The organism is Paenibacillus sp. LPE1-1-1.1, from assembly GCF_040676435.1.
Taxonomy (GTDB): Bacteria; Bacillota; Bacilli; order Paenibacillales; family Paenibacillaceae; genus Pristimantibacillus.
This window is the reverse complement of record NZ_JBEGHY010000012.1, coordinates 645269-670650: the sequence shown is the minus strand read 5'-3', so window position 1 is coordinate 670650 and position 25382 is coordinate 645269. Positions and strand designations below refer to the sequence as shown.

General features: G+C 51.5%; 17 protein-coding genes. 7 read left to right on the top strand and 10 right to left on the bottom strand.

From position 1 onward, the window contains the following. Positions 1–5 precede the first annotated feature (5 nt). A complete protein-coding gene (locus MRBLPE1_RS13465) occupies positions 6–1592 on the top strand; it encodes a response regulator (RefSeq protein WP_364146022.1) in 1587 nt (528 codons plus the stop codon). A gap of 342 nt (positions 1593–1934) precedes the next feature. On the opposite strand, the gene MRBLPE1_RS13460 is transcribed toward MRBLPE1_RS13465, so the two are convergent. Then, positions 1935–2549 (bottom strand): TVP38/TMEM64 family protein, encoded by a 615-nt coding sequence (locus MRBLPE1_RS13460; protein WP_364147278.1) that lies wholly within the window; start codon positions 2547–2549, stop codon positions 1935–1937. A gap of 268 nt (positions 2550–2817) precedes the next feature. Between MRBLPE1_RS13460 and MRBLPE1_RS13455 the strand changes: the two genes are divergently transcribed. Then, positions 2818–4722, top strand: a complete 1905-nt coding sequence (locus MRBLPE1_RS13455; RefSeq protein ID WP_364146020.1) for a PAS domain S-box protein — start codon at positions 2818–2820, stop codon at positions 4720–4722. Between the two features lie 89 nt (positions 4723–4811). Here MRBLPE1_RS13455 and MRBLPE1_RS13450 read toward each other — a convergent pair whose 3' ends face one another. The 6 genes from MRBLPE1_RS13450 to MRBLPE1_RS13425 all read right to left on the bottom strand — a co-directional run bounded on the left by MRBLPE1_RS13450 (position 4812) and on the right by MRBLPE1_RS13425 (position 11837). Beyond that, positions 4812–6011, bottom strand: coding sequence for an MFS transporter (locus MRBLPE1_RS13450; RefSeq protein WP_364146018.1), 1200 nt, complete (start codon positions 6009–6011; stop codon positions 4812–4814). Between the two features lie 47 nt (positions 6012–6058). Continuing rightward, the gene (locus MRBLPE1_RS13445) at positions 6059–6658 is read right to left on the bottom strand and encodes an SDR family oxidoreductase (protein ID WP_364146017.1); all 600 of its coding nucleotides are present in this window, start codon (positions 6656–6658) and stop codon (positions 6059–6061) included. Between the two features lie 416 nt (positions 6659–7074). Next, entirely contained in the window at positions 7075–8208 is a 1134-nt protein-coding gene (locus MRBLPE1_RS13440; RefSeq protein WP_364146016.1) for a glycoside hydrolase family 88/105 protein, read from the bottom strand. Then, positions 8205–9257 (bottom strand): dienelactone hydrolase family protein, encoded by a 1053-nt coding sequence (locus MRBLPE1_RS13435; RefSeq protein WP_364146014.1) that lies wholly within the window; start codon positions 9255–9257, stop codon positions 8205–8207. The genes MRBLPE1_RS13440 and MRBLPE1_RS13435 overlap by 4 nt, the downstream gene beginning before the upstream one ends. A gap of 38 nt (positions 9258–9295) precedes the next feature. Further along, positions 9296–10192 (bottom strand): pectinesterase family protein, encoded by an 897-nt coding sequence (locus MRBLPE1_RS13430; protein ID WP_364146012.1) that lies wholly within the window; start codon positions 10190–10192, stop codon positions 9296–9298. Positions 10193–10265: 73 nt separating this feature from the next. Next, a complete protein-coding gene (locus MRBLPE1_RS13425; RefSeq protein ID WP_364146011.1) occupies positions 10266–11837 on the bottom strand; it encodes a glycoside hydrolase family 43 protein in 1572 nt (523 codons plus the stop codon). A 197-nt stretch (positions 11838–12034) separates the two neighbouring features. On the opposite strand from MRBLPE1_RS13425, the gene MRBLPE1_RS13420 reads away from it, so the two are divergent. The 5 genes from MRBLPE1_RS13420 (at position 12035) to MRBLPE1_RS13400 (ending at position 19007) form a co-directional block, all read left to right on the top strand. Further along, positions 12035–14296: an AraC family transcriptional regulator gene (locus MRBLPE1_RS13420; RefSeq protein ID WP_364146009.1), complete on the top strand. Its 2262-nt coding sequence runs from the start codon at positions 12035–12037 to the stop codon at positions 14294–14296. A gap of 281 nt (positions 14297–14577) precedes the next feature. Then, positions 14578–15534 carry an ABC transporter permease gene (locus tag MRBLPE1_RS13415; RefSeq protein WP_364146008.1) on the top strand — a complete coding sequence of 319 codons (957 nt, stop codon included), beginning with the start codon at positions 14578–14580 and terminating at the stop codon, positions 15532–15534. A gap of 12 nt (positions 15535–15546) precedes the next feature. After that, positions 15547–16431: a carbohydrate ABC transporter permease gene (locus MRBLPE1_RS13410; protein ID WP_364146007.1), complete on the top strand. Its 885-nt coding sequence runs from the start codon at positions 15547–15549 to the stop codon at positions 16429–16431. A gap of 116 nt (positions 16432–16547) precedes the next feature. Continuing rightward, on the top strand, positions 16548–18059 hold the full coding sequence (locus MRBLPE1_RS13405) for an ABC transporter substrate-binding protein (RefSeq protein WP_364146005.1): 1512 nt from the start codon (positions 16548–16550) through the stop codon (positions 18057–18059). 105 nt (positions 18060–18164) lie between these two features. Beyond that, positions 18165–19007 carry a helix-turn-helix transcriptional regulator gene (locus tag MRBLPE1_RS13400; protein ID WP_364146004.1) on the top strand — a complete coding sequence of 281 codons (843 nt, stop codon included), beginning with the start codon at positions 18165–18167 and terminating at the stop codon, positions 19005–19007. A 4-nt stretch (positions 19008–19011) separates the two neighbouring features. On the opposite strand, the gene MRBLPE1_RS13395 is transcribed toward MRBLPE1_RS13400, so the two are convergent. The 3 genes from MRBLPE1_RS13395 to MRBLPE1_RS13385 form a co-directional block, all read right to left on the bottom strand. Beyond that, positions 19012–20607, bottom strand: coding sequence for a glycoside hydrolase family 28 protein (locus MRBLPE1_RS13395; protein WP_414698885.1), 1596 nt, complete (start codon positions 20605–20607; stop codon positions 19012–19014). A 281-nt stretch (positions 20608–20888) separates the two neighbouring features. Next, the gene (locus MRBLPE1_RS13390) at positions 20889–24137 is read right to left on the bottom strand and encodes a hypothetical protein (protein WP_364146000.1); all 3249 of its coding nucleotides are present in this window, start codon (positions 24135–24137) and stop codon (positions 20889–20891) included. Between the two features lie 230 nt (positions 24138–24367). Then, on the bottom strand, positions 24368–25369 hold the full coding sequence (locus MRBLPE1_RS13385) for a zinc-dependent alcohol dehydrogenase (RefSeq protein WP_364145999.1): 1002 nt from the start codon (positions 25367–25369) through the stop codon (positions 24368–24370). Positions 25370–25382 lie beyond the last annotated feature (13 nt).

Genomic DNA, 25382 nt, shown 5'->3' with positions numbered 1-25382 from the left:
ACCTAATGAACGTACTGCTTGTAGATGACGACTACTTTGTCGTGACCGCGCTCGAGAAGAAGATTAATTGGCAAGCGCTGTCGATCGGGAATGTCTATACCGCCTATAATATTGCCCAAGCGCAGGAACAGCTGAAGCAGAACACGATTCAGATTTTGATATGCGACATCGAAATGCCGCAGGGCAGCGGCCTGGAGCTGCTCGCTTGGATCAGGGAGGAACAATACGACATCCAAACGATCTTCCTGACCAATTACGCCGATTTCAACTATGCGCAAAAAGCGATTGAGCTGCAAAGCTTTGACTATTTCTTAAAACCGATCGAGTTCGACAAGCTCGCGCTAATTATCCAAAAAGCGGTCGTCAAAGCCAATGAACGGCAGGATCACGCTAAAGCGGTACAGGAAGGCTACTATTGGAAAAGAAACCAAAAAAACGTTCATGAGCATTTCTGGCGCAAGCTGATTTCGGGAAAAACCGCTTACTCCAATCCCGCCAACATTGCGAGCTTGATCGCGGAGCAAAATCTTTCTTATGAATTAGCGGACAGGATGCAGCCTTTGCATATTCATATCTTCCCTTACGAGGAAAGCCTGGGCAAAAAAGATAAGGACCTGTTTGATTTTGCGCTGCTCAATGTTATGCATGAATTGTTCCAAGATGCCCGGTTTGCGGTAGAAACCATCTTGGAGTTCAAGGAATACAACTGGATCGCCATTCTGAAATGGCATGACAAGCCGGACTCCCTTATCGTTGAAAGCATTTGCTCAACCTTCATACAAAGAGCGAATAAATACCTCAAGTGCGACGCATGCTGCAATATCGCACCCACGGAAGAGCTTGCGGACATCCATCAGGTGATGAAAAACCTGCTCGGCATGAATGAGAAGGTGATCAACTTCCGCAATCAGACCTTTTTGCTCGAACATTACAAGCAGCAGGAAGCATTCTATACGCCGCCGGATTTGGCGCTGCTGGAGCAGCTGCTGGAGGAAAACAAGCCGCTTGCATTTCTAGAGGAAACAGGAAAATATTTGCTGAATATCACGCATACCCAAATGCTGAACGCTTCCGTCCTGAGCTTGTTCCGGCTCGATATGGTTCAGCTTGTATACGCTTATCTCAGAAGCAAAGAGATTCAGGCACATAAAATGTATACGGGAAGAACCAACGACCAATTGTTTATGCAATCGTTGAATTCGATCGAAGACATGGAGAAATATCTCCGGTATTTGGTAAACAGCGCGACGGAATACCGTAATTTCACGGAACAGCCTAAATCGGTCGTCGAAGAAATAAAGCATCACATCCGCACCCATTGCGGGGATGAACTGACAAGAACGAGCCTGGCGGAAATCGTCTATCTCAATCCGGATTATTTGGCGAGGCTGTTTAAGAAAGAAACGGGCATCTCGTTAGGGAACTATATCATTCAAGCCCGCATCAAGGTTGCGAAGCATTTACTCGAAACCACGCCGTTATCCGTAAATGCCATCGCGGCCAAAATCGGCTACGCGAATTACTCCTATTTTATTAAGCTTTTCAAACAGGAAATCGGTTGTACGCCTATTGAATTCAGAAAAAACCGGTAAGGTTTGTTGGAAGGCTGCTACGTGAAAAAGCCCGGAATGATCAAGGAAATTGATCATACCCGGGCTTATTTTTTTTGCATCATACTCTACGCTATCCGATGACCTGATCCACATCCACGATGGGTTTGCCGTCTACAAATTGAATGCTAAAATTGATCTGACAGCAGCACCGGTCTGCTTTAAAGATAACCATATCCTCTTCCAGCGGAACGATCCAGCATTTTCCTTGGCCCCACAACAGATATGGAATTTCGCCCAATATTAAGAAAACAAGACAAAGCCCTTCTTGTCAAGGAAGGGCTTTCATTCATTTTTATAGTAATCGCGGTATTCCATCTATATTTATATTCTTTTGTAACGCCATTGATATCCTGCATAAACCATAAGCAAAAATAGACAATAAATAGCAACCGCAGCCATCCAATTTGTGGAACCGGAGCGCATATTCGCCCCAACATATGCAAACACAAGCATAACGGGAATTTTTCCAAGAAGGGTCGACAAAATAAAGATTTTAAATGGCAAGCCAAACACGCCTGCATATAAATTGATAAGTGCCGCAGGCATAACAGGAATAATACGCGCAATGAGCAGCGCCCAGAATGTATGGTGTTTTATAAATTCATGCATTCGCCGAAATGAGGCATTTTTCTCCGCCAATGCCGTTCCCAGACTGTTCAGCAGATAACGGAATAAGAGATAAACTAACGCAGCAGCCAGCGTAGAGGCAGCAACGTTCATCATACTCCCCCACAACAAACCATACTTTGCCCCAATAAGACCGCCGACTAAACCAAACGGAATGCCTGGAACTGCAGCTAATACTACGGTAAGAACAAAGACAACGATGAAGCCGCTATTTTCTTTCTGCTCTATCCAATCGATTAAGACATCCATATTCAAAAAAACGGCCAGCATAACAGCAATGTTAAGGGATGCAATAATCCATTTGATCATTTTCAAACAAACATTCCTTTCCGCATGTGCATGATCTTCAGCATTTCATATAAATCCCATCATAATCGACGGCTCCTATTTATACTATCACGGGACCTGCCGCCATTCTGAAAAAAAATAATTTTCGATGCAGATCCTGTTTCAATTTTTAGAGGAATGGTTAATAAATAAAGTTAGATTCATAATTCAATCCTAGGATGGCGAGACATGCAGCGCTCTCACGTTGGACAAAAAAATAAGCCAAATAAAAAACATATGGAGGCCCACCGTGCATCGAGTTAATCTAAACCCTACTTCCTTTAATGAACAGGTATTTAAGTATGCATCCTTTGGAATTGCTCTTGTAGCCGTTGATGGATCTATTCTTGCTGTAAATCCGGCTCTCACGAAAATTTTAGGGTATTCCAAGAAGGAATGTCTTACCCTTAAATTTGGCCAACTCTCCCATCCCAATGATGCCATACAGGGAATTGAAGATATCAAACAATTAATAGGAGACGCAAAATCGGAAATACACCTCGAGAATCGGTTTATCTCTAAGCACGGCAAGAACCTATGGGCGCAATTAACCATGCGGATTTTCAGGGACGATGCCGGCACACCGCTTTACTATCTCTTACAGCTCATTGACATTACTACTCAAAAAGAATCGGAGCAGAAGCTGCAGGAATCGGTAGAACGGTATACTTCACTCAAAAAGTATAATCACGATGCCGTTATCTCTCTGGATCTGCAAGGCAGAATTATTAACGCCAACAATATGGCCGAAAAGCTTACGGGCTATCACGTTCAAAGCGAGTTAGTCGGCATGGAGCTCGCCAACTTAATCGGTCAAGCCAATGTCAACCGGATTATCGGGGATGCGCTGCATGATAACACGGTAGAACAAGATATTACTTATTTAACAGTCAAGGGAGGCGAAACGGTTGAGGTGCTTACCAGTATCGCCCCTATATTCGTGAACAGGCAAAACATCGGCTTTTACTTGATCTGCAAAGATATTACGGAACAAAAGCAGCTAATCCTTGCCAAGGAATCAGCGGAAAATACCAACAAAGCCAAAAGCGAATTTTTGGCCATGATGAGCCATGAAATCCGAACGCCTATGAACGGGGTAATCGGGATGACGGATTTATTACTCGAGACGACCGATTTGGATGAGGAGCAGCGGAGCTACGTCGAGATTATTCGCACAAGCGGAGATACGCTTCTCGGCATCATTAACGACATCTTGGACTTGTCTAAAATCGAGGCAGGAAAGAGCGAATTGCAAGAAAAAACGTTTGAGCTTCGCAGCTGTATCAGAGACACCTTTGCGGTGGTCTCGTCAAAAGCTGCTGAAAAGCAGCTGAAAATGACTTATACGATTGACCATAATGTACCTGAATTCATATATGCCGATTCGGAACGGCTCAAGCAGGTCCTTCTCAATCTGGTCGGCAATGCAGTGAAGTTCACAACGAGCGGCTCCGTTTCAGTGTCCGTTAGAAACGTAATTAAGGATCAACAAGCTCCCTTTCTCGCATTTACTATCATAGATACCGGAATTGGCATCCCGCCGGAGAAGTTAACCGATATCTTTGAACCTTTTACCCAGCTCGATCATTTTATGACCCGGCAGCATGAAGGGACAGGCCTAGGCCTTGCGATCAGCAAAAGAATCGTTGATCTTATGGGCGGCGAGATTCATGCGGATAGTGACGGCGTGAACGGTTCTACCTTTACGTTCCATATTAAGTACGGAGCGCAAGCTAAAGATCTGCGCGGCAAATCTTTGAATGCTCTGCTGGCTAGCAATCAGCATGCGAAGATTCTGCTGGCGGAAGATAACCCAACCAATCAATTGGTGCTTACCAAAATGATTGAGAGTCTCGGGCATTCCGTAGCGATTGTTGAAAACGGGCAGCAAGCAGTCGACGCGGCAGTTCATGAACACTTCGATTTGATCCTGATGGATCTCCATATGCCGGTAATGAACGGGGTAGACGCAACCAGAGCCATCAAAAAAGCGCTGCATCCAAACCCGGCCCCTCCAATTATCGCCATAACCGCCAATGCCCTGAAGGGCGATCGGGAAAAATGCGTGGAAGCGGGTATGGACGATTACATCAGCAAACCCGTAAGAAGAGAAGCCATTCTTAACCTGCTAGCCCAATATCTCAATAGAAACTAACATCCCACGAAAATTACATAGTGAGAGGCTCGGGTATTTTACCCGAGCCTCTCTTTCATGCCTCTCTACATTAGAACGATTGCGGAAGGCTACAATGAAGCTGCGTCAACTTCTTCGGATGCAAGAGCACCGGTATTCAGCGGGCGGCTAAGCGGATTATTTTTCAGTAATCGTTTTACGTACAATGTGAATACCAGCAAAGAAACCACGACTGACACCGCGCCGACTGTAAACAATACCTGAAAGCTCGTGTACTGGGAGACCCAGCCCAGCATGATCGCCCCCAGCCCGATGCCGAGATCCGTAGCCGTTAATAAAGAACCGTTGGCAACCCCTTTACGGTCCGGCCGGGCAAGACTTATCGTTGCGGCTTGAAGCGCCGGCTGCGCGGAGCCGAATCCGATGCCGTACAGAACAGCCGAGATGAGCACGCCGAGCAATCCGGTCGAGAAGCTCAAAGCAATTAAAGCCAATATCGTTATGACAAGGGCCGGTACAATGACAAACGTCTCTCCGTGACGGTCCGAAAGCTTTCCCGCGATAGGACGAATAAGCGCGAGCGTCGCAGCATAGGCCAGAAAAAACGCGCCGGCATTGACATTGATCGAGATAGCGAACAGCGGGACAAACGTAGTAATGCCGCCATAAGCGATCGTCAGAAAAAACACCGATGCCGTAACGGGCAAGACCGATTTTTCAAAAAACTCAATTTTCTTTGCCCCTTGCTGCGGCCGGAACGGTGTTTTAGCATCAAACATCAAGAGCAGCGCTGCGGCAGAAAAACCAACGACGAATAGAAACAGAGCGTGGTACGACAGGTTCTGCGTAACCCAGATACCGAAAATCGGGCCGACCGCCATAGCAAGAGTCATAGCCATGCTGAACCATCCCATTCCTTCTCCGCGGCGGGTGGACGGAATAATATCCGTAATCGCCGTGAAAACTGCGGTCGTGGAAACGGCCCAGCTCATCCCGTGTACTATTCTGAGCCCCAACAGAACGACGATTCCGCCGACCCAGTCATACATATACATCGCCAAAGTGAAAAGAAGCAGCCCCCAGATGATAAACGGACGCCTGCCGAACCGGTCCAGCAAACCGCCTACGATCGGCCGGAAAATGACGGCAGACAGCATAAACGCGCCTGCCGAAAGCCCGATCTGCGCTTCGTTTCCGCCCATTTGTTTGATGAACAGCGGCAGCGTCGGAAGCAGCGAATAAAATCCGGTGAATAGAAATAGCATCCCTACGGTCATGAGAATAAACGGCTTCGTCCATAAGCGTTCCACGTTTCAGTCCTCCTCGGTTATATGATTAGGTACGGGCGGCTTCTTCATCATTCGGGTTTGTTTACCCCCAAGCTGCGCCTAACCTCCAGTTCCGGCAATTCCGCTAATTTAACGATCAAGTCTGCAACGCTTTTGCGCGATACGACCGATCCTTTAAACGGTTCGCCCTTCTGTGTTGTCTCATAGTCAACTTCATCCCTATTGGTAAACCATCCGGGCCTCAAGATCGTATAGTCGAGGTCAGAGGCTTCAATGATTTGAGCTGACTTTCGGTATGGATTCAATATACTGCCATACTTCTCTCCAGGCACTTCATCATAAATCCCCATGGTACTGATAAAAATTAGACGTTTGACGCCAGTCGAATCCATTGCCCTCACAATGTTTTTTGCCATTTTTTCCAGATCATCAGCTAGATCGCCAGCCAGATTGGCATAGACGATATCCTGTCCCTGCATTTCTTCTTTTAGTTTTTCGATATCCAAAACATCGCCTTCAACTACCCGATTGCGGCTTGATTCCATGTTTCTCAGATTGTTTTTGTTACGCAGATAAAGCGTCAACTGGGCATCGGTCTCGTTAAGGAATTTATCAATAGCATAACGGGCAACCTGCCCGTTTGCTCCAAGAATCAAAACATTGCTCAAAATCAAACTCCCTTTCATTAATTTTGGCTTGCGGCCTTATTCCTGAACGTCTGTTTCCCTTCAGTAAACACTGAATACAGAAAGCATACAATTGTTAGATGAGCGCAATTTGTTAATTAGTGAACAAATGCTTTATCATTGTTCATGATCTCGAGGGCTCGGCTCTTCTTCGGCCCCTTTCTCTGATATATAGGAGTTTACAGTCTGGAGTTAACTCCAAGTCAATACTAAACGGCAAGTATTTTAAACCTTTCCTTATACCCCTATCAAAGTTTCTACTCCGTTCTGCGGGAACTGAATCGATACGGATCTCACAAAAAAGCAGCCGTTTTACCGAAATTCCGGTAAAACGGCTGCTAGTATCCAACTCCGTTTGATTACTGATTTGTTACTAATTCATGTATGAAGCAAATGTATTAGGCGTCAAGCACCTGCTCCACCTCAAGCGCCGCGAGCAGCAGCGGACCTATACCCATATAATGATCGGAGACGACCGCTTCGGAAATGTAGTAGTCGAACGAGCCGTTGCGGTCCTTGCTGAGCCCCGCTCCGTGGCATATCTGATGGAGATGCACGCCTTTCTCGTCTTCTGTCACCAGCTTCCCGATAATGCCTTCATAGCCCTTCAGCATAGCAGCGCGGAAGACCGGGCTCAGATAGCCGAGCCGCAGCCCCTTCGCCATTGCATAGACGAACATAATCGAGCCTGTCGCCTCCAAATAATTGCCTTTCCTCTCGCCTTGATCGAGCACCTGATACCATAAGCCGCTCGACGGATCCTGTACGCGCGCGAGAGCAAGGCACATGCGCTCGAATATGCCTATGATTGTGCCGCGCTGCCGGTGCGTGACCGGAAAGTGCTCCAGGCAATCGACCAGAGCCATCGCATACCAGCCCATCGCCCTGCTCCAGAAGTGCGGGGACAGTCCGGTAAGCGAGTCCGCCCATTCCTGCTCTGCTGATTCGTCCCAGCCGTGATAGAGCAGGCCGCTGCGCTTATCGCGGGTTCTGCGTTCAATGAGCAGCAGCTGATGCGCAGTCTCGTCCAGCAGCTCGGGACGCTCGAATACTTTGGCATATTCCGCCAGAAAGGGCGATGCCATATATAGGCCGTCCAGCCACATTTGGAACGGATAAACCTTCTTGTGCCAGAAGCCGCCCTCCGAGGTGCGGGGCTGGCTCATGAGCTGAGCGGCCAACGTATGAGCCGCCTTGGCATAACGCTCTTCGCTGGTGCGCGCATACTGCATGAACAAATTTTTGCCCTGATTGATTTGGTCGAGGTTATATTCCTCCAGCGAATAGGTGCCGATTGTTCCATCCTCTGCCACGAAATGATCCATGTGGCGGTGCATAAAGGAAAAATAGCGGTCCTCGTTCAACTGCTTGCCCGCTCGCGCCATCGCCATCAGCAGCATGCCCGGGACGTAAGCCCAGCGCTCAAGCGGATAGTCGTGGAAGCCGTCCTCCCGGCATTGGCTCATTATCGTATCGGCTATCCGGCGCGACCAGCCCTCCAATTGCATTTGCTTATGTTCAGACGTCATCATGCCTCTCCTCCCTTAATATCGGCAGGCTCCGTCAACTGCCTGCGCAGCCATGCAAGAGCCGGACCCCCGTTCATTTCATGGCCTCCCAGGAAAAAATCGCATAACACGGCATCCGGCGCTCCCGCCGCCGCATACAGACTTAGCAGCTCGCCGTACGCCTTCTCTGCCGGCCCGCGCGGGAACACGCGGTCCGTATCTCCTGATTCCAGGAATAATCCTCTAGGCGCGATGAGTCCGAGCAGCTCAGGCATCTCTGCCTCCAGCAAAATCCCCGGGATATAATTATCCAGGCAGTGGTTGCGAGCCAATATGCTCTCTTCGAACAAGCTTGCGTACCCGCTGACGACCGCGCAGCGGATTCTCGGATCAAGCGCCGCCGTGAAGCCCGCAACAAGTCCGCCGCCGGAAATGCCCATGATTGCGATCCGGTTCGGATCCACGCCGGACCTTCCCTGCAAATAATCGATTGCTCTCGCTGTTTCGCGGATACGGAGGCCGGCAAGCGTCCGACCGGTCAAAAGCAAAGACGCAGCCAGCCGGAAGCAAGAGTTTTTACCCGGCCCCTCCTCCTTGTCCTCGGCGAGCCTCCGCTCGCCAAAGCCCATCAGCTCAGGCGCGGCTACCACGTACCCCTCCCGCACAAGCGAAACGGCAAAATCCTTATGGAGCCCTGGATTACCCGCGCGCTCCGTGCCATCCGGCTCCAAGCCGACAATCTCCCGGCACCCATAGCCATGGCCGTGCAGCGCGATGACGGCCGGCGCAGGATCAGTTGCCGGCCGATCCGGCACCAGCACGTACATCTTCATCCGCAGCCCTTCCAGCGTCGCGATTTCGATATGCTCGCGCATGTAGCCGTCACATTCGCGCCGTTCAAGCAGCCGCGGCTGAAGCTCCTCTTTCTCATCCGGGAATTCGCCGAGCAGACGGCTGAAGGCAGCCCCCAGCCTGGCCCTTCTCTCCGCGCTGCCGGGCACAGCGCCTGCCGTCCTTTTCCTCGCCGCTTGCTCTGTCAGCGAGCTCAAATAACGTTCAACATTCATCGGCATCGCCCTCTCCTCTCCCCTGCCTGCTCCAACGGGCGGCGCTAGTAGCCCTCAGGATGCCAGCCGTCGAAAATATGAATGATCCGATAGCCCGCCGCCTCTTCCGCTGACAGCTGGCGCGACCAGGACACCCGCTTGTCCGCGGCAGCTCCCGCTCCGATACTAGCGTATTCCTCGTAGCGGCTCGTCGTTTCGCGATCCGGCTGTCCCCAGTTATGCCAACCTTCCGCCGTAATCGAAGCGTCGATGGTAGCCCGGATGAATGCTACATGGGCATAAGGCCGCCATGGCCTGCCCAAATAAACGTCTCGCACCCCTTCGCCGCCCGTAATGACGCAATCAAGGAACACATAACCGAACGCTTCGTCTTGCGGCGTGGAAGCAGCCGTTATGTACCCCCTTGAACGCTTATTATGCAGCCGGCATCTGTCGAATACCGCCGTAGCCGCGCCAAATATATAATCGACATCGCCTTCGATGTAACATTCGCTATAGTATTGTTTGCCTTTGCCCGTATACAGCGTATCCTGGTCACCCAGCATCTTAACGCGGCGGAATACCGCCTTCCCGGCATCCACGAAGGCAGCCACCGCTTGGCCCGTACCCGGCCCCGAGGCGTTGCGGATCGTCACATTCTCCGCCGTGAACGAATCGGCGAACACATTCAGCGTGCCCGTGCGGAACGTCCCGAGCGGCTCGCCGTCGGCCCCCAGTGTATGGGCGTTATCCGACCATGTCAGTATCGTCCTTTCTTGATCCTCGCCGAGCAGCAGAATAGGCGGCGCGGTTGCCGGTATCGTCACCTTCTCCTCGTAAAGCCCCGGCTTGATGCGGATCGTGACCGCTTCCTCCAAGCCCTTCGGAATGGCGTCGACCGCCTCCTGCAAACGGCTGTAATCTGCCTTATCCTTTTCATGCACGGATACGGTAATCAGCATAGCTGCACTCCTTTCTCATTTACGAACCCGTTAATTTATACTGTTGTACTAGCAAAAAAGGGTTAGCCGCTCCCTATTCGCGATCGAGCGGTTCATAGCTGAACCAGTCGAAGTCGGCGTAATGCCTGCGGCCTGCTTCCGTGCAAGCTGCGTACATGCCCATATAGGCACCGGTGAAACCTCCAGCCACATCGGTACTCAGAATCGTGCCGTCGGCTTCCTCGGCCAGCGCCTGCCAATGCTCCGATTCGATTCCTCGCCAGAAGAAGCTGTACCGCTGGCCATTCGCCTCCGCCCGCAGGATCAGGCTTTCTCCTCCGTATCGGCTTGCGGCGAGCACCGTCTCTTCTCCGTGCTTCCGCTGCGTAAGCCGGATTTCCGTAACGCCGCCGAAGCTTCCGTATTCCATCCTGAACTGGAAGTCGGCGTTCTGCAGCAGCACGAGCCCCGCCACATCGCCGGCTTCCTGCGGTGCGAAGCGGAACGAGGTTTCGGCTCGAAAGCTGCTATGCTGCTGTCTCCTGCCCACGAAGGAAGGATTGCCGGCAACGGCGATGGACGCCGGCTTCAAGGTCAGGCGCAGCGCGCCGGGTCGATCCGTAAGGCTCCAGAAATCACCGCACGGCGTACGGATGAAGTTCCAGACCGGCGCCAGCTCCGGCGAATCGAAATCGTCGCGCGCCGGAAGCTGCGGCCAGGCCGTTTCCGGCAAGTCCGGCGCTTGCCCTTCCTGCTCCACAACCCCTTTCCCCGGGCTAACGACCGGCCACTCGCTTTCCCAAATAACAGGAACAAGAAACGTTTCGCGCCCCAAGTTGCGGAAATAGCCGCCATACGGACGGGAAGCGAGACAAAGCATCCACCAGTCGCCTTTCTGCGTTTCGATTAGCTCGCCATGGCCGACGTTGACGATAGGATAACTGCGCCCCAAATGACGATGGGTCAGAATCGGATTGCCCTTGTAGCCCTCAAACGGTCCTGCCGGCGAATCGCTTCGCGCAATCGTGATCGCATGGGTATGACCGGTGCCGCCTTCCGCAATCAACAAATAATACCAGCTGCCGATTTTGTACAGATGCGGCCCTTCTTGGGCGTGCGCAACCTTGAGCGCTCCCTGCCAAATGCTCGTTTTTGGCCCGATAAGCCGCCCGCTCGCTAAATCCAGCTCCTGAAGCCAGATGTCCATATGCTTCGGATACAGCTGTCCCTCCGGCGGAACCCGGTTGCCGGTGTAATAGACCTTTCCGTCATCGTCGAAAAACAACGAAGGATCGATGCCAGGCGCATCCTCCAGCCATACGGGATCAGACCAACTGCCGGCCGGGTCGGTTGCTGTGACATAAAAGTTATGGCACTCCTTATCGTTGTCTACGAAAGTTGTAATCATATAATAGACGCCGTTATGACAGCGAAGCGTAGGCGCCCAAATGCCTCTTGATGGTTGAATGTTGTCCAGATTCAGCTGGGACGGGCGGTCAAGTACATGGCCGAGCTGGCGCCAATTCACAAGATCCTTGCTGTGGAAAATCGGCACTCCCGGAAAAAACTCAAAGCTGGACGTAACCAGGTAATAGTCATCGCCGACTCGTATGGCGGATGGGTCGGGATAAAAGCCCGACAAAATCGGATTTTGAAACTTGCGCATGCTCCTGCCTCCCTGTACGGAATGAAATGTAAGCCTATACAAGTATAGTTCAAGAAAACATCGTAATGTTAAAACATCCTTGCTTATTTTCACGTTTTTTATATATTCATGCTATATGGATAAGTTGATTTTGCTGTCAAGCAGTTACCTTCCTTTTCAATTATGTGTATAGTTATTACCATAAAGGAGCGATAGCGATGAGGGGAGAAAGGCAGCTGAAAATCAGATTTTTTATGAGTCTAACCTTGATATCGATCTGTTCGGTGCTTGTGCTGGCTACCGCCTTGTTCTTTTGGTTTCGGGAAAAAACGATCGACAATGTCAATCAAGTAAATGAAAGCGTTCTCCTTAATACGGAAACGGTATTCTCGAAGTACATGGACATGGTTCAGAACTATACGATGGACTTCTATCGCAATCCGAACATTAACACGGTGATGCAAAGCGGAGACAACAGCTGGAGCGGCCAGCTGTACAGCGCGCTCAGCCAAATACGCGGCACGCTTACGGTCAACGCTTTTCTGGAGAACGCCTATATCATGGGGCAGGACGGTCCGGTCCTCATGTTCGAGAACAATCCGCTCAGCAACTCGGCGAAGCAGGAGCTGTTCGAACGCGTCAAGGGCAGCGAGATCAAGCAGTCACCGTATGTATGGTCCGCGGCAATGAACAGCGGAGCGGAAGTGACGCTCATGACCCTCTTTTACAATGACCGCGCCTTCGGCAGCAGCGAATACAATGGAGCGATCGCCATGACGGTCAATTTGCGGAAGCTTCAGGAAAATGTGTTCCGAAGCAGCGATGACGGCGGTACGCGATATGCGGTACTGGACGCTGAAGGCCTTCTCCTGATGCAGAACGGGCCGCCCGGAACAACCTTCGATCAAGGCATGCTGCGGCAAATCGTAACCGGGGACAGCAAGATCGGGACGGTAATATGGAAGTCCGAGAAAGGGAGCAAGAAGCTGATTACGTATCGCAAAGCGCAGCAGGGAGAGCTTTGGTTTCTTTCGGAAACCTCTTACAAGGACAGCATTCGGGACATATCGAATGCCTTAAGTTTGATGATCGGACTATGTCTGGCGCTGATCGCCGCCGCTTCGGCCGTTGCCGCGTTCGTCTCGCATCGCATGTACAAGCCGATCGGGCATCTATTCGGCAACATCCATAATTTGTTCGGCGATCGCCCAGCCTTCGCGCATGGCGGAGGCTTCGAAGAAGCGAACCGGGAGCTCGAGAGAATCGCCGGACGATTCGGGGAGCTAAAGCGCGAGAACGAGGACAGCGCCCTGCTTCGCTGGCTCACGTCGCCTTACCGGTCCGGGGAGCATTTATCGTCCCCGCTTCCTCCCATGAAGGATTCTAACGGCAATGCGGCGTTTTACGTGGCGGTGCTTCATTTGAACCATTCCGCCGCAGAGAACGGCATGTCGGGCGAAGAATGGATGGAGAAGATCAAGAGCCTGCCAAAGCTGACCGAGGAGCTGTTCGGCGACATGGCTGCCTGTCGCGGATTTTTTCCGCATCCGGAAGCCGCCGTACTGATCGTCAGCGAGACGCTATCCGGCAGCTTCGGCGATTACGGCCTCTCCCGCGAACGCTGGGAACAGCTCGAAAGCCAGGTTCGAACATGGCCAAGCGCCACCTGCGCTATCGGCATCAGCCGGCTGTCTAGCGATTCGGGTCAGCTGAAGCAGCTGTACGACGAGGCAAACGGCTGCCTGCAGTACTTGAAGTTCCAATTTCAAGCATCCGTTATCCATACGGTCGATACGATTCATTTGAACAGCAGCCCGATACCGGACCCTACGCTTGAAGCTGTGCTGCAAGTCGTGAGAAACCAGGAGCATGAACTGATTCCAAGAGCAATCGAGCGGCTTCTGGCCGCAGCCGGCAGCTACCGGGCGGAGCAGGCGACGATCGCCATGTCCAGACTCGCCTCGGAGCTGAACAAGCTAGGCGATGCCAGCCATGCGGACGGCTTCGCGCGGCATTCGGACTTTCTGGAGCATTATCAGCGCATTTGGCGGATAACGGATTATGAAGAGCTGAGAAGCTGGCTGGAGCAGCTTTGCTTGAACGCATGCGAGAAGCTTAGGATGCTCAATACGGTGCAAACCCGCAGCGTGGCGGGCGAGGCCATTGCCTATATCCGCAAGCATTACGGCGATCAGATGCTCTCGTTGAACAGCTTGGCCGAGATGCTGGCGATCAGTCCTCCGTATTTGAGCCGCCTCATTACCGAAGCAACGGGCAGCAGCTTTCCGGACTTCGTGAATCTGGTTAGGCTCGAGCAAGCCCGCACGCTGCTCATGACCGAGCAGGAGCTGGATATTCGGGAAATCGCGGAGAGGACGGGCTACGGCAGCAGCACCTACTTCACCACGCTGTTCAAAAAACGTTACGGCGTGACTCCGTCCAAATGGCGCTTGAACCATATTCTGCAGCAAAACGACTAATGGGAAGCCCAAAGCAAATTGCTTTGGGGCTTCTTTTTTTTCGCGAGCTTTCCGTTCACTGCCGCCAAAGACGGGAAAAAACCGCTTAAAACCGGTTTTTTTAAGCGATTTCATTTTTTTAAAGCCGCTTGAACACGGTCGATTTAAGCGATTTCATTTCTTTATGATGGCGCTTACATTTGTGCGGGATATATGCTGTTTTCAGGTAAGCACGCCGGCTCTTCGTTACCCTAAACGGCGGAAGCTTCCATCTTACAGAGATCTTGAAGGAGTGAATTACGATGTCAGACGAAGCGTTACAGCGGCCCAGACCTGCCGGCCGCAAGAGCTGGCTCCAATCCATGCGCAACGACAGCCCGCTGCTGCTGCTTGCCTTGCCCGGAGTTATTGTACTTATTCTGTTTGCCTACTTACCTATGAGCGGCCTCATTCTAGTCTTCAAAAATTACAATTACAACGGCGGCATATTCGGCAGCCCTTGGGCGGGCTTCGACAATTTCGATTTTTTCTTCTCCAGCATGGACAGCGCGATTCGCGCCACGCGCAATACGGTCATGCTGAACGTGCTGTACATGCTGACCGGCACCTTCTTCTCGGTGGCGATTGCCATTATTTTGAACGAGCTGAGAAGCAAATCCTTCATCAAAATTACGCAAAGCGTCATGTTTTTTCCTTATTTTATTTCTTGGATCGTCATCGGCGCCATTCTGTTCTCCCTCTTGGACTTCGATAAAGGGCTGATCAACCGCCTGTTCGGAACGCTTGGGATGCAGCCTGTCGACTGGTATTCCGATCCGTGGATGTTCGTTGTCATCTTGGTCGCCGCAAACATCTGGAAGAGCGCGGGCTATGGCGCGATCATTTATTACGCAGTCCTGCAAGGCATCGATACTGCTTATTATGAAGCGGCCCGAATCGACGGCGCATCCAGAATTCAGCTGATAACGCGAATAACGCTGCCGCTGCTCATACCTTCGATTATTTTGCTTACCCTGCTCAGTATCGGCGGCATGCTTAAAGGCGATCTCAGCATGATTATGGGGGTCACGTTCCTGAATCCGCTGCTGCTTCCGACGACCGATATTATCGACGTTTATGTTTATCGCACAGCGATTCGTTCAGGGGAGTTCGGCTTTGCTTCGGCTATTACGCTGTATCAGTCCGTTTTCGGATTTCTGCTCGTCCTGGTCGCGAACAAGCTGGCCGGCTGGTACGACAAAGAAAGTAAACTATTTTAGGAGACATGTGATATGGCTAATCAAGAAAATAGAACGCTTATTGTTATTTTCTATATTTGCATCGGCATATTCGCCCTCATCTGCCTGGCACCGTTCGTGCTCGCCGTCTCCGGCTCGCTGTCGACGGAAGCGAAGCTCGCGGCGGAAGGCTACTCCTTCCTGCCTCGCGGCTTCAGCCTGGACACGTACAAATTCATGTTCGGCTCGAAGGCGGAGCAAATCATTCAAGCATATATGACCTCCGTTGCCGTTACCGTGCTCGGCACCGCATGCGCCGTTCTCGTTACGACGGCCTATGCTTACGTCATTACGGTCAAAGGCTTCCGTTACCGTAATTTCTTCGCCTTCCTGGCGTATTTCACCATGCTGTTCAGCGGGGGAACGCTGCCTTGGTATATTTTGAGCACCAAATACTATCACCTGGACGATACGCTCGCGGGGCTGTTCGTTCCTTATCTGCTCAATGTGTTTCTCATGTATTTGCAAGCCAATTATTTCAAAAGCATCCCGCACGAGATTATCGAATCCGCGCAAATCGACGGCGCAGGCCACTTCCGCATCTTCTTCCGGATTATGCTGCCGCTCGGCCAAGTCGGTCTCGTCACCATCTCGCTGTTCTATGCGCTTCAGTTCTGGAACGACTTCTATTTGTCGCTGATGCTCATCTCGGACGAGAAGCTGTATACGATTCAATACATGATGTACTTCATGATGGCCAATATTCAATATCTCGCATCAGGCAACAGCGCGCAGATCGGCGGCGCAGTGATCGCCCCGCCGCTCGAAACAGCCAAGATGGCCATGACCTGCCTGACCGTTCTGCCTATCGCAATCTTATATCCGTTCCTTCAACGTTATTTCGTCAGAGGCATTATTGTCGGCTCCGTTAAGGGCTAGTTCATGATAGGACCGGTTGTACATGGTATGATGGAACAATCCGATGTCTAATATCAGGAGCGAACTTTCATGCCATTGAACAATAAATAAACAGAATTTTATAGGAGGGTTCACGCATGTTAAAGAAACGAGTATGGGTAAGTCTGCTCCTTGCAATCCTGCTTCTCCTCTCGGCCTGCAGCAAAGGCGAGACTGGAACGACACCGGAGAACACGGCCGAAGGCAATAATGAAAGCGCTGGCAGCGAGCTTAAGCCGGCCAAGCTGAAGATCGTTCTCTACGGAGAGGAATCGCTTCGGATGAAGGAGCTTGCGAAAGCGGAATTCAAGGACATCGTAAAAAAAGAAATCAACGCCGAAATCGAGTTTCAATTTATTCCATGGACCGAATACGGAGGCGGCAAAACCGATCTGATGCTGTCGACCGGCGAAGACTTCGCAACCTATACGGATACCAACTACATGGTCAAATCGGTAGCCAAAGGACTGTACGCGGACCTGACTCCTTATATGGACAGCGCAGCAGCCGCGGATATGAAAAAAACGGTGGACGACAATTCGTTCAAAGCTTTCCAACTCGGCGGCAAGCAATATGCCGTTCCGGTCGGCAATAAGCCGAACTCCGGCGAATTCTACAGCGTGCTCGTCCGTCAGGATTTGCTCGAGGAGGTCGGCATGAGCAGCGTGTCCTCTTTAGCGGAGCTTGAGCAATTTTACGATAAAGTCCATGCCGCCCACCCGGAGCTGATCGGCTACGCAAGCACGGATGCCCGCAGGATGCTGATGTACGAATATACGGATAAAAATCTGTATTGGCAAAATGATTTCCTTGCGATCGATGAAGCGGCTGACGGCGATCAAATCATCAGCTGGTTCGAAAGCGAAGAATTCAAAGCCTATTCCCAGCTCATTAGAAGCTGGTATGTAAAAGGAATCATTCCGAAATACGCCGCAACCAACACGCCGCAGCTGCAATCCGATTGGAACTCGGGCAAGGCGATGTTCTGGGCCGGAACCGCCGCGCGTCCGTTCGAAGGCGCAGCGACGATCTCTCAGGCCGTGCCGACAGCCAAGCTCACGAACTATTTCCTGAGCAAGGATCTGCCTAAGATCAGCCGCGGCACGTACAGCACCGCCTGGTTCGTATCGGCGAATGCCGCCGATCCTGAACGTTACGTGATGTTCTTCAACCTGCTCCAAAAAAACCAGGAGCTGTACGATCTGTTCGCGTACGGCATCCAGGATAAAGACTATACGCTCGACGAGAACGGCCGATTGACACGGAATTCGACCGATTCCCTCATTCCTGACTGGCTGCTTATGAACAAAAACTTTATCCGCTTCGACAAATCCGTCCCTGACGATTTTATTGCGCAATACAAAGCATGGGACGACGAAGCGATTATTTCCAAAGGCGCAGGCTTCAACTTCGACAATACACCGGTCAAAAACGAGGAAACGAAGATTAACGGCGTCTTCTCCGAATTTCTGGCGCCAATCGCCAGCGGTTTCCTTGACTACGAGGAAAATTTCCCGGGAGCGCTCGAGAAGCTGAAGGCAGCCGGCTTCGATAAATATATCGCGGAATATCAGAAACAATTCTCCGAATGGTACGCGGCGAAATCATAAGTAAACGCATAATAAGGCGAAACAGCAGCTTGTCTGAGCTCTGTTTCGCCTCTTGCTAACCGGATATCTCGAATCGTTACTTGATGCTAAGGAGGTTCTTTACGGATGAATGACCTAATCGGCAAAAAACATATGATCGGAGACGCTTCGTTCGTCATTCAGCATATGCGCAGCACCCGCTCCACCTCTATGCCCCGCGCCCACTCGCATGCCAGCTATGAGCTGTATTGCTTGCTGGAGGGAGAGCGGGTCTATCTGATGAACGGCAGCGTATTTACCGCGCAAAAAGGCGACATCGTCGTGATCGTCCCCCACGAGCTTCACTCCACCGCGAGCTCGCAGGTGGAGTATTTCGAACGGGTGCTTATTCATTTCACTCCGGAATTTTTTCGCGAAGCGGACGGCAATGTGCTCCGGCTCCCTCCCTTTCAGGAATCCACCTTGCTGAGGGTTCCCGTGAAGGAGCAGTCTGAAATCGAACGCCTTCTTGTGCAAATGGTTGCAGAATGCAAGGAGGAGCCATCCCTTTACGATAGTTACGTACGCCATTTGCTGATTGAACTGCTCATCCGTTTGAGCCGCGTGCACGCGGTCAGCCCGGAGACGCCTGGCTCGAACCATCCGATGCATGAAAAAGTAGCGGAGATTATGGGTTATATCCATGCGCATTACCGCGACGCTCTAACGCTGGAGCAGCTTGCCAAACATTTTTTCATCAGCCCGGCTTATTTAAGCCGTGTCTTCTTGAAGCTGACCGGCTACCATATTAGCGAATATGTGCGGGTGGTCCGCATTCGCGAAGCGCAGAAGCTGCTCCGGACGACCCGTCAGAAAGTAACTGCCATAGCCGAGCAGGTCGGCTTCGAGCATATTTCCCATTTCAACAAGACGTTCAAAAAAGTCGCAGGCGTGGCGCCCGTGCGCTACAGGCAATCTCACAAATATTAGCTGATCAACTGATGCGGATCGCTGCGTTGGCGTCCACCTCATCGGATGCCCATACAGACCGCTGCGTGACAGCCGTTCGCGGATCGCGGCATTCGATTTGCTCAGTGCTGCTGCCGGTTACTGCCAGCATCGCTTCATCGGAAACTCCCCCAGCACCGCCTAGACGGATGATCTCCACGTCCCGGCTCTGGTGCAGCTTCACGAGCGGACCTTCTTCCGTGAACAAAGTAACATCCTCAAGCGTCAGCCGCTTGACGTGATGACAAACGACGCCTTGCCGGCTGGCTGCGGTGAGGCCCTGCACCGTCACCCCTTCGAGCGGCATTTCCGCCAAGCCGTTCACGAGAAACGCTTTGGCCGCTCCATCGCAATGGACATCCTTGATATGAATGTTGCGGAACACCGGCGTCCCAATCGTAACCGGAACCTCTTCATCGCGTGCTGTTCCCGAACCTTCGACGCCTTCATAGAAGAGGTGAAAGGAGATCGCCTCGCTTGCGATATCAGTCATGCGGATACGTTCGATGACGATATCCTCGACGACGCCCCCGCGTCCCCTTGCGCTCTTGAACCGGAGTCCGATGTCGGTACCCATGAACGTACAATCGCTGACATGGACATGGCGGACGCCTCCGGACATTTCACTGCCAATTACGAATCCCCCGTGTCCGTGGTATACCATGCAGTTCTTGATCATGATATATTCGCTTGGCATGCCGAGTTCTCGGCCCGCTTCGTCCTTTCCTGACTTCAGGCAGATGGCGTCGTCGCCCACGTCGAATGTGCAGTCTTCCACGACGACATTGCGGCACGAGTCGATATCAAGCCCGTCGCTGTTTTGCGCGTACCACGGATTACGCACCGTAACGTTCCGTATGGTCACATGCTCGGACGCCCACGGATGCAGGTTCCATGCCGCCGAGTTTTGAAAGGTCGGTCCGTCCAGCAGGACGCGGCTGCATCGCCGGAAGCTGAGGAGGTTCGGGCGCAAGAAATCGCGCCAAGGCAAATAATCCGCAGGCTCCCGCTTTCCTTCGCCAATCAGCCGCTCCAAAACGGCGGCTCCTTCCATCGCTGCCGCAGATGGCCACCATAAGCCATCCGCTTCGTCAACGATTCCGCCGGAGCGCAGCAGACGCTCCCATTGCTTATCCGTCATTTTCCACCGTTTGACGGGTCGCCACGCTTCTCCTCCGCCGTCGAATACGCCTTTTCCCGTAATCGCCACATGGTTCGCGCCTTCGGCATCGAGCGGCGATTGGCAGCGAATCGCCGGTTTCCCTTCGAACTGTGAAGCAATTAGCGGATAATCGTCAAACCGCTTGCTGAACCGTATGACCGCCCCATTCTGGGCATGCAATTCCAGCCGGGACGCCAGCTTTATCGGACCGGTCAACCAGATGCCCGGCGGTATAACCACCCGGCCTCCCCCGGCGTTAACGCAGGCTTCGATCGCTTGGCGGAACGCATACGTATTGTCGGTTCGCCCGTCGCCCACCGCGCCGAAGTCGGTTATTCGCACCGAATAATCCGGAATTTCCGGCAGCAGCGCCTCCGTCATCGCCCAGCGGTATTCTCTATTCGTTTTCTCCGATTTCATGGCCAACTCATCCCATCCTCTTCTCTTGATTCCGGTGATCGCTTCTTCATTATAGAACAACACCCTTCCTGCTTACTTACAAGATGCTTGTCTATTTGCGATAGGATTGCATCTATATGTCCTGCTTGCTTGACGGCTGCATGCTTGTCGTCAAGAATGGGAGTTAATAGTAAAAGAACACTCCTGGAAAGGGATGAATGCCAAAAATAAAGCAGACCCTAAGGGCCTGCTTTTGCCGTTTGTGCTCTATGAAAGGTTCTATAAAAGGTACTATGAAAGCTTTATAAATAAGCCGTAAGTTTGGTTAAAATCCCTGCCTGTTCCTTGGTCATTTTTTTGCCAGAATAGACTTGAACCTGCTTCTTAAATACATTGAGCAAATTCGTTTTCGCTTTATCGTTCCCGCGTTTCTCCGCTTCCTGCGCAAGCAGCAAGTTGGTGCATAACGCTTTGCTTATCCCCGGATTTTGAGCGGTAAATTTACGAACGAGCGCGCACATGCCTTCATAGGTCACGTCTATTTCAAAAGTAATCGTGCTTGTGCTTGAATTGCCCGCAGCATCGTCAGCCGTCACCTCAATTGAATGGCTTCCAGGCTCCATCTGATAAGCAGCGCCTTCCGCCAACGGCTTGGAACAAGGATCCTCGGCCAAGCCGGATAAATTGTCAACGGCCGCACATCCCACATTCACCGTTTCTTCAATGGAATAGGCCGTTTTGCCGGTAAATTGTATGACAGGCGCCGTTTTATCGATTTGGATTTCCAATGATCGCGGCTCCTCTTGAACGCCCGAAGCATTGGCTGCAGCATAGGTGATTGTCGTAACTCCTTCATTAGTAATCGGAAACTCCGCCCGGTTTCCTTTAACAATCACTTTCTCAATCGGCTGTGCTCCTTCCGCCGCATACGATATGGAGGCTGCGGATTCTGCTGCTATCGTGATGAGCGCATCTTGCTTGATCCAGCCGGAGGCATTAGGTGAAGGACTCACGTTTGCGGCTGAGACCGGAGGTCTTGTATCCTTAACCGTGACATAGAAATCATCATAGTAAGCTGACGCGATATTATACCGGCTCGTGACTGCAATGAGTCTGGCATATGCGGCATTAGCAGGCGCTTTTCCTTTCAGCATGACTTTCTGCCACTGCGCCAGCCTAGACTCATCCAAATGGATCTCCAAGGTGGAGATTGTTGCGTTTTTCTCATCGAAGAAGCGGAACATGAAGCCTGGTTGGCCTGATTCGATGTACAAGTTGACTCCCGCTTCATAATCTTCGCTAGGCGTAACCGGAATTTTATCGCTCTGCAGCGCGACGGAAGCCGTTCGCAATTTATCGGTAATAAGCAGGCTTTTACTGCCCGTTAAGCTCTTTTTATCGCTGATTTCATAGCCGTAATCCGCTCCGGTGGCAAACAAGGAGCTCCAGCCCGGGATCGCTCCATTGTTCACGCTCTCTTCCAATCCTGCGTTCGAAACAGGGAGAGGGATGCCCGGCGGTTCGACGACTACCTCCCCGTCCACCTTCACGCGGTACAGGATCGTATTCGTAGCTTGGTCCGTAAAGTACAAGTTGCCGTCCATCCCCAGATCGAAACGGGAAGTATCTGCCAGCGTTCGGAAATCTAACGTTTCCGGATCAATCACCGTTAATTTATTGTTGAATAAAACATAGAGCAGACCATCCTCGGACCAGCGAAGCGGGTGATGCGCCCATTGGCTGAAATTTAGCTTCGGATAAATCTTTTTGCTTTTGACGACCTCATACGTATCGGGATCTATGGCGAAAATATATTCGTAAGATGCGCCCCAGATCAAACCGTCCGGACCGACGGAGAGATCGCCGATATAAATCGGTTTCTCAAGACCCGGAATCCGCAGCGGAAATTCAGTAATTTTCTGCTCGGTCACAGCATCCCAGACGAATATTTTCGCTTCCTCTTCCGTCGGCTCGGAGCCAAGCCCTCCTCGAATCGTTGTAGATCCGAAAAGCTTATTATCGTGGAACGTTGTACTCAGAACGCTCTGATTCTCCACGACATGACGATGAACGTTCATTTCCCCGGTTGCTAGGTCATAAACCGTAAGTGAGCCTCCCAGTGTACCGTAACCGGAAATGGTAGAAATAAACAGTTTGCCAAGACCGTCCGTTATATTTACCAATCTCTCCTGGTCGTTCCCCAATACCGCCAAGCGTTTGGGATTTGCAGGACCCGGTTCAGCAGCCAAATCATATTCATAGAGGCCGCCTTCCGGATATACGCCCAAATATACTTTCGTGCCAACCGCGTATACGCTGTCTGCTTGACCAATGCTGAACGGCTTCGTTGTATTATCCGTTAAATTAACCAATGATGATCTCGCTTGGGAACCGGTCGTAATCAGCTGCGTTTCGGATACACTCTGCAGCCGGTTCACGACGCCAGGCAGTCCGGGAATGACCGGAGGCAGCAAATGCACCTGTTTCGTCTCGATATTCATGATCGTGACGCCGCCGTCGTATCGCACCGTTACAAGTGATTTGCCGGGCAGCTCCGGATGGTTTGGAAATTCGGCCCAGTCCGCGCCGCGAAGGCCGCTCGCATATTCCATGCCGGTAAGCTCCACTTCATGAGTGGCAAGGTCAAACGTCTTCAGCTTCTTGTCGGACATATAATAAAGTTTTCCATTCAAAGAGTCCGTTGCATGCAAGCCCGTCACATTGTCCAGAACGACATCCAGCCAGGCTTCCGTTTGTGTATCATAGATAAAAGCTTCGCCCGGAATTCCGCTTCCGTCGGTATATCTTGCGAATAAGTAGCGGTTATCGATTGTGCTCAAATCGTATACCGTATCCTCTTTGACGATGAGGGAAGCCGCAATATCCGTCTTCTCCCCCGTCTCCAGATTCACCCGAACAATTTGCTTGTGGGCGGTTCCAGCGTAAATATTGCCGCCTTGATAAGCAATGGAACGAACGTATTCTTGATCCAGCTGCCCGATGACACGGCCATAATCTCTGGTTTGACTAGTGGTTGGATCGTATTGATAGACCTTTCCGCCCGGATATGTCCCTACATACACGCGTCCCTGCTCATCGGTCGTAATGCTGTTCGGGACGGACTGACCGTCGAACTGTGCAACCTGCACCGGAATATGCGTAACAGGCGAATAGCTCCACAGCCTAGCTCCTCCTCCATCAGCGGCTAAGAACAACGTGCCGTCAGGAGCGATGGTATGGGCCCATGAGCTTTCTGAAGGGCCGATCGGAATACTTCGAAGAAGCTTATAATCCTCTAAGTCGATGACATTAAGATGACCCGGCTTCCCCTTGCTTGTCGCATAAAGCACATTCCGCCCCTCTTCTTGGCCAACCGTTCCATTAAATACCGCTACCGTGTAATTGTTCGGGATGAGCAGCTCTTCTGGACTTCCATAGGTTTTCTGAGCCAATCTGCTTGATTCGGCTGCTGCAAACACACCACCCCAGCCTGTGACTGCCAAAATCGAACAAAGCATAAGGATGAAAGCACGAAATTTACCGTTTTGCATCACATTACCTCCTTTGTTTTAAACCCATTCCCGGCATTGCAACACATTTCAAGAGCAACCGTATGTCATCCACAGGTGTAAGAAAGCAAGCGTTCGGTCCGAAGCAGAATTTGATCCCTCCTTTCATTAGGGCTGTATGACCCTTTTATTTATAGAAATGTCCTTTAATAGTCTCTAAATAGGTGAAGCGATCCCCTTTTATCGCGTGATTTCCCGGCTGTGACGATGATTTAATTCTCATATTTGAGAAGCGTCCCCATCACATCATGCGAGTTTTCATAATTGGCATAGGCTTCCTGTGCCCTCTCCATGGGATAGACGTTCGTAATAAGCGGCAAAATCGAGATTCGGTTATCGGAGAGCAGCCGTATATATTCGCCAATGTTTCTCCCTTCCGTCCATCTTACATGCCCGATCGGGTAATCATGGTTTTCTTTTTCATAGCCGGCATCATACCTGCCTGGTCCTCCTGCCCGGGATATAAGCACCTGTGCCTCTTTCCCGAACATCAGATTGCGAGAAAAGGCGGTAGATAAATCTCCTACGATGACGATTTTCCCTTTGTCCCGGATCCAATGCAGCGATTGATTAATGAGTTCCTCCCCTGGACCGCCTGCACACAAGAGGATGCAATCCGCGCCATGCCCTCCCGTTATCTGCAGCAATTGCTCTTCCATAACCTTCTGATTATCGTAAGCGTGCTTCACGCCATGTCTTTTAAGCAGCCCGGCGCGGTTGGCCGCCAAATCGAGACCAATTACGCCGAAAGCTGCCGCAGAAGCAATTTGGCAGATGATCTGACCGAGCAAGCCAAGCCCTACGATCACCGCGGTCTCGCCGAACCGGATATCTGCCGTTCGCAGTGCATGGATCGCGATTGCTCCGAGTCCCGCAAAGGCGGCTTCCTCGGACCGTACATGTTCGGGCACGATTGCCGTCAGATTAGACGGAACCGTTAACCATTCCGCATGCTTTACATAAGGAGCTCCGTAACAGGCTACTCTCTGGCCGATTTTAACTCCCGTGACGTTTTCGCCGAGCTCTTCTACGATTCCTACGGCACTGTAGCCGAGTATGACCTGCTGATCCGAAGCGCGCCGCAGGAAGGACAGCTCGGTACCTGGGCTGATCGCCGAATATTCGGTGCGGATCAGAATATGACCGGGAAGAGGCGATGCTCTATCTATGTCCGTGATCGAGATTTTGCCTTTTAAGGCCGCAACAGCTTTCATGCCTGATTCCTCC